Raw genomic sequence first — 13,723 nt, 5'->3', positions numbered from 1 at the left:
GAGCGTCAGTACACGTCCTTGACGTAGCGCGCCGAGTTCTTCAGCGACGCGAGCGCCTGCTGGCCCGCTGATTCCGTGGCGTCGCCCCCCGCGAGGATCACCGCCATCGCGCGGTCGACGTCCGGCGCCATCTGCGCCTTGTCGCCACAGACGAAGACGTATGCGCCAGCCGCGATCCAGGAACGAATCTCAGCCGCGTTGGCGAGCATCTCATGCTGGACGTATCGCTTCGCCTCTTGGTCACGGGAGAATGCCACGTCGAGCCGGGTCAGCAGACCATGCTCGGTCAACTGCCGGAACTCGTCCTCGTAGAGCCAGTCGAGCTGGCGATGCTGATCGCCGAAGAACAGCCAGTTTCTGCCGGGCGCGCCGAGCGCGGCACGATGACGCAGGAAGGCCCGGAACGGTGCGACGCCGACCCCTGGGCCGATCATGATGATCGGGACAGCGTCGGCCGGTAGCCGGAACTCGTGCGCGGGAACCCGCTGGACCTGGAAGGCCCTCCCGTCGCGGGCGCGTTCGGCGAGAAAGTCGGTGGCGGCCCCCCGGTAGGTGCCCCGTCGACCGGCGTACTCCACACCGCTGACCGTGATGTGCACGCGGCCGGAGTCACGGAGCGGACTTGACGAAATCGAGTAGTCACGACGTTGCAACCGACCCAGTTCGGGGACTATCTCCTCGATGGGTAGATCGAGGCAGTCGAGGTCGGTGAGCACGTCAAGCACGTCCCGGTCGCCCAGCCAGGAGTCGAGTTGGGCACGATCACCTGACTGCATGAGGGCGATGATCCGCAATATGGCGGCACTGTCCGGCCGTCTCCTGGCCAGGCCGACGATCAGTCCCGGGTGCGGCAGCCGCAACTCCACCTCGTGCTTCAGGAGCGTGCGAAGTGGCTGGTCATGGTGGCGTGCCAGGCCGCCGCCGTCGAACACCGCCAGCCACTCGTTCACGAGAGTGTCCGAGTTCGCTATGGATACTGCGATCGAGTCGCCCGGCTCGTACTCGAACGTGCCGTCGTCGAACGCGAGCTCGTAGTGCATGACCTGCTTGGCGGAGCCCGGAGCGGACAGCGGCCGGCTCGCGACAATCCGAGCGGTGTGGATCCGCTCAGCGCCGCGGGCGGTCGTGTCCGGCTCAGCTGACCCCAAAAGGTGGATCATGGGTGCAACGGCCGGGCGAGGGGCGGCAGCCAGGAGTTCCCTCACGGCGGGTGCGGCCCACTTCTCGGCGGTGAATTCAAAGTCGACGTCGCAGTCGATGCTGGGCACGACGCGTACGGCACCAAGCTGTTCGAGGCGGGTGTCGATGTCGTGGCCTGCCTTGCAGAAGTCCTCGTACATCGAGTCACCGATCGAAAGCACGGCGTACGGCAACCCGTTCAAGGCCCCTGGGCCGAGGAGGTTCAACCAGTCCCAGAATTCGGCGGCGTTGTCGGGCATGTGCCCGTTGTCGTGGGTCGAGGTCACGACCAGCAGTCGGTGCAGTTGCCGTGGGCCGGAGCGCAGCCAGTCGTCGAGGGAGGAGACGGTGACCTGGTGGCCCTCCGCGCTCGCTTTGCCCTGGATCTCGTGGGCGAGGTACTCGGCGTTGCCGGTCTGACTACCGTAGAGGACCGCCAGTTCGGTGCTGTCCTCCGCCGCGACTATCGACTGATCGCCCTGGTCTGTTGTCTGGATGCTCATGATTCGGTGCTGATGAAGACGGACTTGTGCTCGGTGAAGCCGCGAATCCCTTCCATGCCGAGCTCGCGACCGAGGCCGGATTGCTTGAACCCGCCGAAGGGAACCTGTACGCGAACCGACGAGTTGGAGTTCACCGAGAGCGTTCCGCTCTCGACGCCGCGGGCGACGCGCAGTGCCCGGCCGACGTCCGACGTCCAGATGGAGCCGCTCAGACCGTAGATCGTGTCGTTGGCGAGACGGACGGCCTCCTCTTCGGTGTCGAATGGGATGACGACAGCCACCGGGCCGAAGATCTCCTCGCGCGCGGCGCGGGTCGTCGCGGTCTCGTCCACGGCGATGTGCGGTGCCATCCAGTACCCGGGCCCGTCCGGTGCCTCGCCACGGTAGACGACGGCCAGTTCGTCGTCGAGGAACGATCGCACTGTCTCGCGGTGTTCTGCGGAGGCGAGCGGGCCGAGGTCCGTGGCGAGCAACGACGGGTCGCCGATTCGTAGGGCGCGCGTCGCGTCGATGAACGCGCTGAGGAAACTGTCGAGTGCCGGCCGCTGTACCAGGATTCGGCTGCGGGCACAGCAGTCCTGGCCGGTGTTGTCGAACACCGCCCACGGTGCCGCAGACGCTGCCTTCTCAAGGTTCGCGTCGGCGAAGATGATGTTCGCGGACTTGCCGCCGAGTTCGAGCGTCAGCCGTTTCACGGTGGCGGCGCTCGCGGCGAGCAGGCCCTGGCCTACCTCGGTCGAGCCGGTGAAGCTGATTTTGTTGACGCGGGGGTCTGCGATGAGCGTGCCACCGATCTGCGCGCCGCTGCCGGTGACGACCTGCAACAGGTCAGGTACGGGAGTCACCTGCGCCGCGAGCTCACCGAGTCGACGGGTGGACAGCGGTGTCAGACTCGCGGGTTTGGCGATGACCGAGTTGCCGGCCGCGAGCGCCGGTGCGATGCTCCAGCTCGCGATGGGCAGTGGAAAGTTCCAGGGCGTGATGACGCCGACCACGCCGACGGGCTCGCGGAACGTCATCGCGATTCCGCCGTCGACCGGAATGGTCTCTCCGGTGAGCCGGTCGATGGCGCCAGCGTAGTAGCGGAAGACAGCTGCGACGCTGTCGGCCTCCGCCAGCGCCGCGCGCATCGGCTTACCGACATCCTGCGATTCCAGGCTGGCCAGTTCCTCCCGGTGCTGCATGATGGCATCGGCAAGGTCGAACATGAACTGCTGGCGACGGGCTATGGGCAGCCGGGACCACGCGCGTTGCGCGTCGACCGCTCGACTGATCGCGTCCTCGATCTCCGCGCGAGTGAAGGAATGAACGGCGTCGATCTGGGTCCCGGTTGCCGGGTTGAATATCAGGGTGCTCTGGTTCGTCATCGGTTCCTCGTCTCGACAGGCGGGCGCGGAATGCGCCGCCACCAACGCTCTTCAGCTACCTGAAATGATCTTGGCGATGCGCGGCTGCGCGTTCACGCCGATCCAGGCGGTCGCACCGTCTGCTCGCACCCGGTAGAGAGCCGAGCGGCGATCCGGGTTGGCGGCTTCCAGGTCGAGCCGTGCGCCCGGCCGCAGCGTGCCGACGATCTGAATCGTCCGGTTTGCGACCTGGATCCAGAAGTACGGCGACGGCACGGGCTGGCGCGGTGCGCGGCAGATGTGCTCTGCGAGTCGCATGCCCTGTTGCCGGGCTGCCGCCCAGTTCTCGGTGCGCTCCAGCCGGCCGTCGGGTCGGCGACGGGTCACCACGTCGCCCATGGCGTAGACATCAGCCACGACGCTGTCGGCTGTCACGACCCGCCCATCCGCGTCGGCGAGCAGCGCATCCCCGGTGAGCAGCCCGCTCCCGGCGAGCCAGGCCACCGCTGGCCGGGCACCCACCGCGCTGACGACGACGTCCGCCTCGATCCGCTCGCCATCGGCGAGTTCGACCCGCCAGCTGTCTCCGATCTGGCTGATATCCGTGATGTCGGCGCGCCAGCGGCACACCACGCCGGCACCGTGCAGCCAGTCGGTGACCTCGTCGGCGAGGTGGCCGGCGAGTAACCGCTCCAGCGGCCCCACCGCCCGGTCGATGAGCACGACTGGTGAGCCTTGCCGGGCCAGGTGGGATGCCAGTTCGACGCCGACCGCACCCGCGCCGACGATGGCCACCGACCGCCTTCCGCTGGCCTGCGCCCGGATTCGCCGGGCGTCGGCAGCGGTGCGCAACACCGCCAAGCCCGGCGGCTCGATGGGCAGATGGACCGGGGTCGCGCCGGTGGCGATCACCAGCCGGCCGTACCGGAGATCGTGGTCCCGGTGGTCGTCCCCGCGAACCTGAAGCGTGTGCGTCTCAGGGTTGACGCCGACGGCCTCGGCGCGAACCAGTTCCACGTCGAGGCCGTTCCAGTCGACGGCGATGTCCTCGCTGTCCCCATCGACAAGATAGTGCTTGGACAGCGGCGGGCGGTCGTACGGGGCGTCGGGGTCGTTGTCGAGGACGGTGATCGATTCGCCGCTGCCAAGTTCACGCATCCGTTCGATGAACGCGGTGGTGGCGACGGAAGCCCCGACGACGATCAGATCGCCAGTCATGCCGCGGGGCCAGGGGCGATGACCTTGATCGACCTCTCGGGGCAGTTCCGGACGGCTTTTCTGACGTGCTCCTCCTGGTAGGCACCTTCGCGCCCCTCGATGACGTGCCCGTAGCCTTCCTCGTCGATAAGGAAGGTGTCCGGCGCGAGCATGTAGCAGCGCGCGTGACCTTGGCACCGGCTCTGGTCGATCGACAGTCCGGTCATGTCACTCACCGCCGCTCAGCCGCAGGCGTAGCGATCCCACGCCGTGCCAGGGCTCCTCTGCGGCCGGCTCGAAGTCTGCGACGGTGGCGAGAAAGTGCGTGAGTGCGATCACCAACTCTTTGCGTCCCAGATTGGATCCGAGGCAGCGATGGATACCGCCGCCGAAGGCGAGGTGCCGGTTGTTCTCCCGCGTGACGTCAATGTCGTCCGGGTTTTCGTAGATCTCGGGATCGCGGTTGCCGGCCCCGAAGACGAGCGCGACACGCTCACCTGCCTTGATTTTCTGGCCTCTCACCACAGTGTCCCTCTTGGCCGTACGAGCCATCGCCTGCACGGGCGAGAGCGTACGGAGGAACTCCTCGACGGCGTCCGGGATGCGCTCGGGCTCGGCCCGTAGCAGCCGTTGTGCTTCCTGGTTCCGGGCGAGATACCAGAGCGAGGACCGAAGCGCCCAGGCGGTCGTGTCCAGCCCGGCCAGGAACAGCAGATAGCCGTACGAGAGCAGCTCCTCGTCGGTCAGCGGGCGACCGTTCACTGTCTTCTGCAACAGCGCGCCCATGATCCCGCCCTGGGCGTTCCCGGCGCGGCCGTGGTCGACCAACCGGGTCACGTAGGCGATGAGCTCGTCCCCGGCCGCCTGCGCCTTCTCCGGCGACTTCGTCCGATCGTAGATGATCTCATCGATCCATCGGTCGAACATCGGCCAGTCGTCCTCCGGGTAGCCCGCGAGGCGGCTGAAGATGATGGTCGGGTACGGGCGGGCGAACCTGGTCGAGACGTCCACGACCGGATCGGTGGCGAACGCGGTGCGTACCTGCTCGGCAAGTTCCTGCGCGGTGGCGTGCATCCCCGGCTCGAGTTTCTTGATTTCCATCGGGGTGAACATCGGTAGCAGGAGCTTGCGGAAGAGGCCGTGCTCCGGGGGATCGATGTCGATCGGGATCAGCGGCATTTCCGTGCCCATGGGGGGCATCATCATGCCCGGTGCCACCGACCACGTGTCGGGATCCTGTTCGGCCTGGAAGATGTCCTCACTCTTGGTGATATACCAGAATCCGCCGTACTTCGAACTGTGGCCGACCGGCTTGGACTCGAGCATGAGCTGGTAGTCGTCAAAGATGGTATCCAGTGCCTTACCGTGGAAATCGAAGTCCACGACCGGCTGGGGCTCAGACATGTGCCGGTCTCCTTTCCCTGTGAGTGAGAGATCGATTGACCAGGTCCGCGAAGAGCGCATGGTTATCGGTCGAGGTACGGAACATGTGCTCCGGGTGCCACTGGACAGCGATCAGGTCATGCCCGGGATCCTCGAACGCCTCCACCACGGCGCCGGCCCGCGCCGCGACGCGCAGGGCATCGCCCAGCACGTCAACTGCCTGGTGGTGATAGCTGTTCACGCCCATCGTCGTCTTGGCGGTGATCTCCGCCAGCCGGGAGGCCGGGTTGATGGAGACGTCGTGGTCGGACTCGTTGGAGGGGCGCGACTGCCAGTGGCCGGTGACATGCTGGACCAGGGTTCCGCCCCGAAGAACGTTGATGAGCTGCAGGCCGCGGCAGATGGCGAGGATGGGGATGCCGCGATCCTGGGCATCGTTGACCAGCGCCGCCTCGAAACGGTCGCGGATGACGCTGACCCCGTAGACCTGCTCGCCTGGCTGCTGTCCGTACATCTCGGGGGAGAGATCGCCACCGCCGGTGAGCAGCAGCCCGTCGAAGCCGTCGAGCAGGTCGGCGGGAATCGTCTCGGTCACCGGTAGGATCGCCGGTCGACCCCCGGCAGAGACGATCGCCTCGGCGTAGTCGACAACCTGGATGATCGAGTCGCGCGGGCCGAACGCGGAGTTCTGCGTACTGCGTTCCGCGGTGATGGCGATGATCGGCGTGGCCATCAGTAGATGGTCCAGCCGCCGTCGACGAAGAGGGTCGTGCCGGTGATCCAGCTCGCTTCGTCGGAGGCCAGGAAGGCCACGGCGTTCGCCACGTCCTCCGGCCGGCCGATGCGTCCCAGCGGGGTCCGCTCGATCAGCCAGTCGTGGACCTCCTGGTTGCTCAGGGCCGCGGTGGTGAACGGCGTCTCGATGAATCCGGGCGCGACCGCGTTGACGCGGATACCGGACGCGGCTGTCTCCACCGCCAGCGCCCGCGTGAGCTGGAGCAGCGCGCCCTTGGAGGCGTTGTAGTGGATCTGCGGGTGTCCGCTGCTGGAGATGACGATATGCGCCTCGACGGAGGTGATGTTCACGATGGAACGCGTGTGGTCTCCGTCGCCGGTTCGAAGCAGCCTGTACGCCTCACGAGACGCGAGGAACGGGCCGGTGGAGTTGACCGCGAAGACCTGGTCCCACTCCGCCAACGACAGGTTCTCGAAGGTGCCGAACTTGACGATGCCGGCGTTGTTCACGAGCGTGTCGAGCCGGCCAAACTCCGCACCGATCTGCGCGAATGCCGCCTTCACGGATTCCTCGTCGGCGACGTCTGCCACAATCCGCAGGACCTCGGCCCGGTCGCCGAAGACGCGCGCCAGCGCCTCGGTGTCCAGGTCGATGGCGGCGAGCGTGGCGCCTTCGGCGACGAGCTTCTCGGCAATGGCGCGACCATTGCCCGAAGCGGCTCCGGTAACAGCTGCGAAGCGTCGTTCGTGTCGGTTGCTCATGAGGGGTGCGTTCCTTACTGATTGTGAGAGGGGAATGGTGGGTGCGGCTCAGATATGTTCGAGATAGCGGGCGATCTCCCAGTCGGTGACTGCGGTCCGGTACTGGTGGACTTCCCACTCCCGTGTCTCTGCGTAGTGCCGGACGAACTCTTCACCCAGGTATTTCTTCGCGAGGGCACTCGCGGCGAACAGTTGCGTCGCAGCGGACAGGTTGTCGGGAAGCCGAACCGAGTCGCTCAGTTCCTGTTCGTACGCGTTGCCCTGCACCGCTGGTGGAGCGCTCATCCCCTGCTCGAGGCCGTTGAGGCCGGAGGCGATGTTGGCCGCGATGACGAGGTAGGGGTTTGCGTCGGCGCCGGGGATACGGTTCTCGACACGGGCGCTGGACCCGGCCGAGGGGATGCTGCGGATGGCGACGGTGCGGTTGTCCACGCCCCAGGTCGCACTCGATCCAGCCCACTGGCCGCCCTCGACTCGCTTGTACGAGTTCACGGTGGGCAGGTAGATGGCGGTGAAATCTCTGGCGCCGTCGACCAGGCCGGCCAGGTAGGCAGCGCCGATCTCGCTGAGCTGCGTACGGTCACCGGGGTTGGCGAACAGCGGACGGCCGTCCGCCGGGTCGATGAGGCTCTGATGCACGTGGCCCGACGACCCGGCCTGGTCCGTCCTGATCTTTGCCATGAAGGATGCCGTCAGGCCGTGCTGTGCGGCGATCTCCTTGACGGTGTGCTTGAGGAGGAGGGCGCTGTCGGCGGCCCGCATCGCGTCGGCGTAGTGGATGTTGACCTCGAACTGGCCTGCGCCGTGCTCGCTGTTGCTGGTCTCGATGAAGACGTCCAGCTCCAGGAGTCGGTCTCGGATGAGCCCGAGGACGTGCTCGGTCCCGGTGTCCCGATAAACGCTGTAGGTGTGGTTGCCGTCGGAGATCGGGTCGAGGTTGCGCCAAGCGTGCCGGGCGAGCTCGCGTGGTGCGCCCTCGAACAGGTAAAACTCGAACTCGTAGGCGTAGATCGGGGTGTACCCGAGGGAGTTAGCGCGGTCGATCACGTGTTGCAGCACGCCACGGGGTGAGAGAGGGAGCGGTGTCCCGTCGGTGTTGTAGATGTCGCAGATCACCAACGCCACCCCTGGCTCGCCGGGCACGGCGCGCAGCGTGGAGAGGTCAGGGCGAAGGTTCACATCGGGATATCCGGTGTGCCATCCGGTGTAGGTCAGGTTCGGGATGAGCGTGTCCTGCAGGTCCCATCCAAAGAGGATGTTGCAGATGTTCGTACCGGCGACGTGCACGGCATCCAGGAAGTAGCGCGCCGAGATGCGCTTGCCTCTCCACAGGCCGTCGATGTCGACTGCGCCGATCTTGAAAACCTTGATGTCGTGCGCACTGATGAACTCTTCTACATACCGCTTCGGATCGGTGATCGGAACTTCATCGTTCACGAATCCAGCCTTTCTGGTGGCCTTATGTTCGGCTTGGTGTCAGTGACGTTGGTGGCGCCTCGCCCGGGACCGTGCGCCGCGCCGGGACACCGGCGAGTCCGGCTCCGCTCAGCCGGCCTGGCCCGCATCGTCGAGGGGCACCGCCATCGCGTCGGGCAGCTCCTCCTCGTCGTAGATCCGGCCGATGCGCTGGTATCGCGTGGGGTGCCAGTTGCGCAGGTAGAGCGCATATCCCACGCCGGCGAGGGTGATCGCAAGGACGTAGCCGGGGATCAGGTCGAGAACCAGGACCTCGGATCCCGCCAGGAAGGGGATGTAGATGACCAGGAGGACGAGCACGACCGCCTGCGCCACGGCGCCGACCGCAGGTGCGACAAGCGTCTTCCAGATTTCGGCAGCGCCCGAGCGGCCAACCCGGTTGAAGTAGGCGATGACCGCTAGCGACACCAGGAACTGCACGAAGACGACGCCTGCGGTGCAGAAGATGGGCAGCCATCCGCCCAGCTGCAGCAGCGGATCCGCGCCGCCGAGAGCGAACAACGCAATTACGATGATCGCTACCACCGCTTGGACCCCGTTTGCGACGTACGGGGACTTGTGTACCGGATGGGTCCGGCCGAGCTTCTTCGGAAGGATGTGATCGCGTCCCATGGAGTAGAGATACCGGGATGCGTTGTTGTGGAATGCGAACGCGCAGGCGAAGAATCCGGTGATGACGAGGAAATCCATCAGGACGCGGGCGGAGTGGATGGTGTACATGTCGGCCAGGACGAAGAAGTAATCGCCCAGAAGATTCTCCGCCTGCGGCATGGTGTCGTCGCCGAAACCGACGATTCCAGCGTAGGCGGCGAAGCTGTAGAAGACGCCGAGGGTGATTACCGCGATATACGTCGCCCGCGGCACAGCCTGCTTGGGATCAGTCGTTTCCTCGCCGTAGATCGCGGTGGTCTCGAAGCCGATCCACGACCAGAAGGCGAAAAAGAACCCGATGCCGATCGCGGGGGCCGCGAGCAGGCCGGCCGGGTTGAAAACCTCCGGCATCTGGCCCTGGGCGCCGCCTCGCGCCACCACGACAGTGGCGATCACGAACACGACGAGAACCTCGAGGGCCAGCGCGACGCCGAGGATCCTCCCGGCGGCGGTCACCTTGAAGTAGGAGATCGCCCACATGAGGAGTACGCCGCCGATGCTGCACGCCCACCATGGCACCGACCAGCCCAGGTAGTTGTTCAGCAGCTGGGAGGCGAAGTATCCGAGGCCGCCGCTGATGGCCGGGACGATCATGCTGTAGGCGGCCATCACGGTCCACCCGGCGCCGAGCCCCAGTGGTTTGCCCAGCCCCTGGGCCGCGAAGTTGTAGAAGGCGCCGGCTGCCGTGATCCGCTTGGCCATCTGGGCGAATCCGACGGCAAACACCAGCAGGATCAGCGTCGCCGCGACGTAGGTCAGCGAGGTCGCCAGACCCGAACCGTACGCGTACGAGATTGGTATGTAGGTGGAGACGACGACCAGCGGTGCCGCGGCGGCGGTCACCATGAGTACGATCGTCACGAAACGAATGGATCCCTTGAGAAGATCCGTCGATGTATCGCTGGTGTTCCGCTTTGTGGCCAGGTTGCTTGCCATTCGGGATCGCCTCTCAGCAGTTGCCTGATTGATTGGATCATCCCGGTCGAGCGGGTGGTGGGCGGAACGGCGTATCAACACTCGATCAATCGGGGTATTGGAGAAAGCTAGCGAGGCGAAACGCAGCGTCGGTGTGGGAAGTGACCATCACCTGCCGCGGGTATGTGCAACGCGCCCACCGCGCGCCCATCCGTTCGTCTGCTGAGCGCTTCGCTTGGTTCGCGGTGTCGAGCTGAGGCTCGTCCTTCTGCCCCGGCGGGGGCCCGGCGGGGGCCGGCGGGGTGTGGCTCGGGCACATCGCCGAAGGGGAGAGCGTGCACGTCGCACTCCGCGATGTACGTGCGACCGGCGACCATCCTGAGCAGGGCATGCGGCAGGCATGCGGCAGGTGAACGGGCGGCGAAGGGTAGAAGAAATGATCATCGGTATCCCGACCGAGGTGAAGAACAACGAGAACCGGGTGGCTGCCACTCCTGCCGGAATTGCGGAGTTGAGCGCCCATGGTCATCGCGTGCTGGTGCAGTCGGGGGCCGGTGTCGGCAGCTCCTTCGCCGACGAGGAATACGCTTTCGCGGGAGCCCACATCGCCCCTGACGCGGCTACCGTGTGGGCCGACGCGGATCTCATCCTGAAGGTCAAGGAGCCGGTCGGCAGCGAGTACCCGCTGATGCGGGCGGGACAGGTGCTGTTCACCTACCTTCATCTGGCTGCCGACGCCCCGCTGACAGCGGCGCTGCTGGCGAGTGGGATCACCGCAATCGCGTACGAGACGGTCCAGCTTCCCGACCGGACCCTGCCACTGCTGTCACCGATGTCCGAGGTCGCGGGCCGGCTGTCTACCCAGGTCGGGGCCGGTCAACTCATGCGGGTCGCCGGTGGTCGAGGGCTGCTGCTCGGTGGTGTCCCGGGCGCCCCGAAGGGCAAGGTTGTCGTCATCGGTGGCGGAGTCGCTGGCGAACACGCCGCAGCCATGGCGGTGGGGCTCGGCGCGGATGTCACGATCATCGACATCAGCTTGCCGCGGCTGCGGGCGCTCGACGCGCGGTTCGACGGTCGGATCACCACACTCCGATCGAACCCCTACACCATTGCGGAGGCGCTGTTGGATGCCGATCTGGTCATTGGCTCCGTGCTTGTCCCTGGGGCGGCTGCGCCGAAGCTGGTAACTGACGAAATGGTCTCGCGGATGCGCCCTGGATCCGTACTCGTGGATATCGCCATCGACCAGGGTGGGTGTTTCGAGGGTTCGCGTCCCACCACCCATGACGCTCCCACGTTCGCTGTGCACGACACCATTTTCTACTGCGTCGCGAACATGCCGGGCGCCGTGCCGCGCACGTCTACCATTTCCCTCACGAACGCGACTCTTCCCTATGCGCTTGCGCTCGCGGGGCAGGGCTGGTGCCGCGCGCTGCGCGACGATGTATCCCTCGGGAAGGGTCTGAATGCGCACGCCGGCATCCTCACGAACTCCCTTGTCGGGGAGGCACACCGCCTCCCGTCGTCCACCGTGGAAGCGGCGCTTGCCGCGTAGCTGCCGTTGCTGCCGCAGGTCGGTAAGCCATTGCTGATGCTGGACTGAGGAGAATGCCGTGATAGTTCGGCCGTTCACCGACCGTGTGGATCTCGGATTCGCCTGGAGCGTGAAGGACTCGTTCCTGCACTACATTCGAGGCATGCCGGACGGGCGGGTCGAGGTAAGCGATGGTGCCGCCGTCACGAGCGCCGGTGAGTTCTATTTCCCGCTCGTCGCCGTGGAGAGTTCGCCCGGAACGCTGAAACTCTCGTTTGGGGGTGAGGTGCGGTTCACCGCGCACCGCGGGCTACTCTCAGTCGCACTCAAGCGTCCCCGGATCGACCTTCACGACGCCCACGCCGAACTCTTCGTACGCCCGGATGATCTTGACCGGCAGGTGGCGGCCATCGAACTGCCACCTCGAATACTTGATGGGGATGTCGCGATGTGGCTGAACTCTGCGACGGTGCTCGCCGGCGACGGACCCGAGATGTTCGGCGGAACCTACCCACCCGGGGAACCCCTTGCGCCGCTGACCGTCCGGGTCCCGGTCCGCCCCGGTGTAGCTCGTCGCGCCCAGGAGGCGCCCGTACCTGCGGGAATCGACAACGTTGGGTAGCTTGTGCGGCGTGGCCGACGAGCAGGCCAAGCGGAGCGAGGGTTCGTCCCGGCGGGAACTGGTGATCCTGCGGTGATCCTGCTCCAGCGACTCGCTGGCCGACTACAACAGCCACGGTCAGGACATCGAGGCGGCCACGATCCCGCTGGACTTGGTGGTCGGGCGGGCCTTCGTGCTGTTCTGGCCGGTCGATCATGCCAGGTGGCTGACCGTGCCGGAGACCTTTGACGAGGTGCGGTAGTGGGAGGAGTAGCTGGCAGACGCCTCAGCCGCCGCTGAGGAGTTTGGCCAGGCGGTCGGCGACGGGTGGGGCGTACATGTGCAGGCGGGCCACGTTGATCGCGTCGCTGCCCACCACGGAGAGCAGGGCCTGTGAGCCCACCGCGTACACGGCGAAGTAGCCGGCCTGGTTGCGGACGGTCGACTGGCAGAAGTCGCCCTGGCCGAGTCGGAGGCTGACCTGCCGGCCCAGCCCGAAGGTGGCGGCGGCCATCGCGGCCAGGTCGTCCGGGTCCAGTCGGGCCGGTACGTCGTGGGTGATGCGCAGTCCGTCCACGCCGCCGAGGACACTTCCCTGTACCCCGGGGATCTGTAGGCGCAGCTCGGCCAACTCGGTCCCGATCGCCGGGTACGGCAACGACGGGTCGCCGGCCAGCGACGGCGGTAGCTTGGGCGGCGGCGGTACGGCCGACGGCTGCGCGGTACGGCGGGGCAGGAAGGTGTCGTGGCTGCTCACAGCTCCAGCTGCTCCTCGATGCTGCGCAGTTGGTGCCGGGCGAGCGCCAGGTTGGACCGGCTCTTGCTGAGCATCAGGTAGAGGAACAGGCCCTTGCCGTTCGACCCGGTCAGCGGCCGGATGATGTGGTACTGGCCGCCGAGGGTGATGAGCATGTCCTCGATGTCGTCGTTGAGCTTCAACATCTCGATGGTGCGCATCTTGGCGCGTACCACGTCGGTGTTGCCGGCCGCGGCGACGGTCAGGTCGATCTCCGGGGTGCCACCGGCGACGCCGAGGGTCATCCCGCTGGTGTAGTCGACGAGCGCGACGCCGATCGCGCCGTCGATGGTCATTGCGTCCTTGAGTGCGGTGTCGAGGTTGGCCACGGTGCCTCCAGGTCGGACTGGCGCAGCTACTCACGCCAGCACTTGTTCTTCCGGTGAGTTGCGGTTCCGGCGAAGAAATCTCGCACGAGAGTGGCACACTCGCTGTCTCATCTGCATCAGGAGCAGCGCAAAGGGACTGAGCGGGCGACGCTAGGTGACCGGCGGGCTGACCGAGACCGGCGCTGCGGTGGATGTCTCGACGCTCCCTGCGTCTGCTACCTACTCATCCCTTGACCTGGGCTTCTCGGCCGGATCATGGCGGGATGAGGGAGCCGGGAGGTAATCAACCCGACCTGATCGGGCACAGGATGTCGGG

Annotated in this window: 13 protein-coding genes; 2 read left to right on the top strand and 11 right to left on the bottom strand. The window is 66.3% G+C overall.

Annotation, left to right across the window (positions count from 1 at the left end):
* Nucleotides 1-5 precede the first annotated feature (5 nt).
* The 9 genes from D2L64_RS13505 to D2L64_RS13465 form a co-directional block, all read right to left on the bottom strand.
* Complete coding sequence (locus tag D2L64_RS13505) at nt 6-1,682, bottom strand: diflavin oxidoreductase (RefSeq protein WP_119576027.1); 1,677 nt, start codon at nt 1,680-1,682, stop codon at nt 6-8.
* Nucleotides 1,679-3,049, bottom strand: a complete 1,371-nt coding sequence (locus D2L64_RS13500) for an aldehyde dehydrogenase family protein (RefSeq protein WP_119576024.1) — start codon at nt 3,047-3,049, stop codon at nt 1,679-1,681. The genes D2L64_RS13505 and D2L64_RS13500 overlap by 4 nt, the downstream gene beginning before the upstream one ends.
* Nucleotides 3,050-3,100: 51 nt before the next feature.
* Complete coding sequence (locus D2L64_RS13495) at nt 3,101-4,246, bottom strand: NAD(P)/FAD-dependent oxidoreductase (RefSeq protein WP_119576021.1); 1,146 nt, start codon at nt 4,244-4,246, stop codon at nt 3,101-3,103.
* Nucleotides 4,243-4,452: a ferredoxin gene (locus tag D2L64_RS13490; RefSeq protein ID WP_119576018.1), complete on the bottom strand. Its 210-nt coding sequence runs from the start codon at nt 4,450-4,452 to the stop codon at nt 4,243-4,245. The genes D2L64_RS13495 and D2L64_RS13490 overlap by 4 nt, the downstream gene beginning before the upstream one ends.
* Before the next feature lies 1 nt (nt 4,453).
* On the bottom strand, nt 4,454-5,629 hold the full coding sequence (locus tag D2L64_RS13485; protein ID WP_119576015.1) for a cytochrome P450: 1,176 nt from the start codon (nt 5,627-5,629) through the stop codon (nt 4,454-4,456).
* Complete coding sequence (locus D2L64_RS13480; protein WP_119576012.1) at nt 5,622-6,341, bottom strand: gamma-glutamyl-gamma-aminobutyrate hydrolase family protein; 720 nt, start codon at nt 6,339-6,341, stop codon at nt 5,622-5,624. Before D2L64_RS13480 ends, D2L64_RS13485 begins: the two co-directional genes overlap by 8 nt.
* A complete protein-coding gene (locus D2L64_RS13475) occupies nt 6,341-7,105 on the bottom strand; it encodes an SDR family NAD(P)-dependent oxidoreductase (RefSeq protein WP_119576009.1) in 765 nt (254 codons plus the stop codon). The genes D2L64_RS13480 and D2L64_RS13475 overlap by 1 nt, the downstream gene beginning before the upstream one ends.
* Before the next feature lie 48 nt (nt 7,106-7,153).
* The gene (locus D2L64_RS13470; RefSeq protein ID WP_119576005.1) at nt 7,154-8,542 is read right to left on the bottom strand and encodes a glutamine synthetase family protein; all 1,389 of its coding nucleotides are present in this window, start codon (nt 8,540-8,542) and stop codon (nt 7,154-7,156) included.
* A 108-nt stretch (nt 8,543-8,650) separates the two neighbouring features.
* Nucleotides 8,651-10,168, bottom strand: a complete 1,518-nt coding sequence (locus D2L64_RS13465; RefSeq protein WP_119576002.1) for an APC family permease — start codon at nt 10,166-10,168, stop codon at nt 8,651-8,653.
* Nucleotides 10,169-10,583: 415 nt separating this feature from the next.
* Between D2L64_RS13465 and ald the strand changes: the two genes are divergently transcribed.
* Entirely contained in the window at nt 10,584-11,702 is a 1,119-nt protein-coding gene (gene ald / locus D2L64_RS13460) for an alanine dehydrogenase (protein ID WP_119575999.1), read from the top strand.
* A 58-nt stretch (nt 11,703-11,760) separates the two neighbouring features.
* Nucleotides 11,761-12,303 (top strand): HtaA domain-containing protein, encoded by a 543-nt coding sequence (locus D2L64_RS13455; RefSeq protein ID WP_147376236.1) that lies wholly within the window; start codon nt 11,761-11,763, stop codon nt 12,301-12,303.
* Between the two features lie 265 nt (nt 12,304-12,568).
* On the opposite strand, the gene D2L64_RS13445 is transcribed toward D2L64_RS13455, so the two are convergent.
* Nucleotides 12,569-13,039, bottom strand: coding sequence for a roadblock/LC7 domain-containing protein (locus D2L64_RS13445; RefSeq protein ID WP_119575993.1), 471 nt, complete (start codon nt 13,037-13,039; stop codon nt 12,569-12,571).
* A complete protein-coding gene (locus D2L64_RS13440) occupies nt 13,036-13,407 on the bottom strand; it encodes a hypothetical protein (RefSeq protein ID WP_119575990.1) in 372 nt (123 codons plus the stop codon). The genes D2L64_RS13445 and D2L64_RS13440 overlap by 4 nt, the downstream gene beginning before the upstream one ends.
* Nucleotides 13,408-13,723 lie beyond the last annotated feature (316 nt).

The organism is Micromonospora radicis (assembly GCF_003583405.1).
GTDB lineage: Bacteria > Actinomycetota > Actinomycetes > Mycobacteriales > Micromonosporaceae > Micromonospora > Micromonospora radicis.
This window is presented reverse-complemented; position numbering and strand designations above follow the sequence as displayed.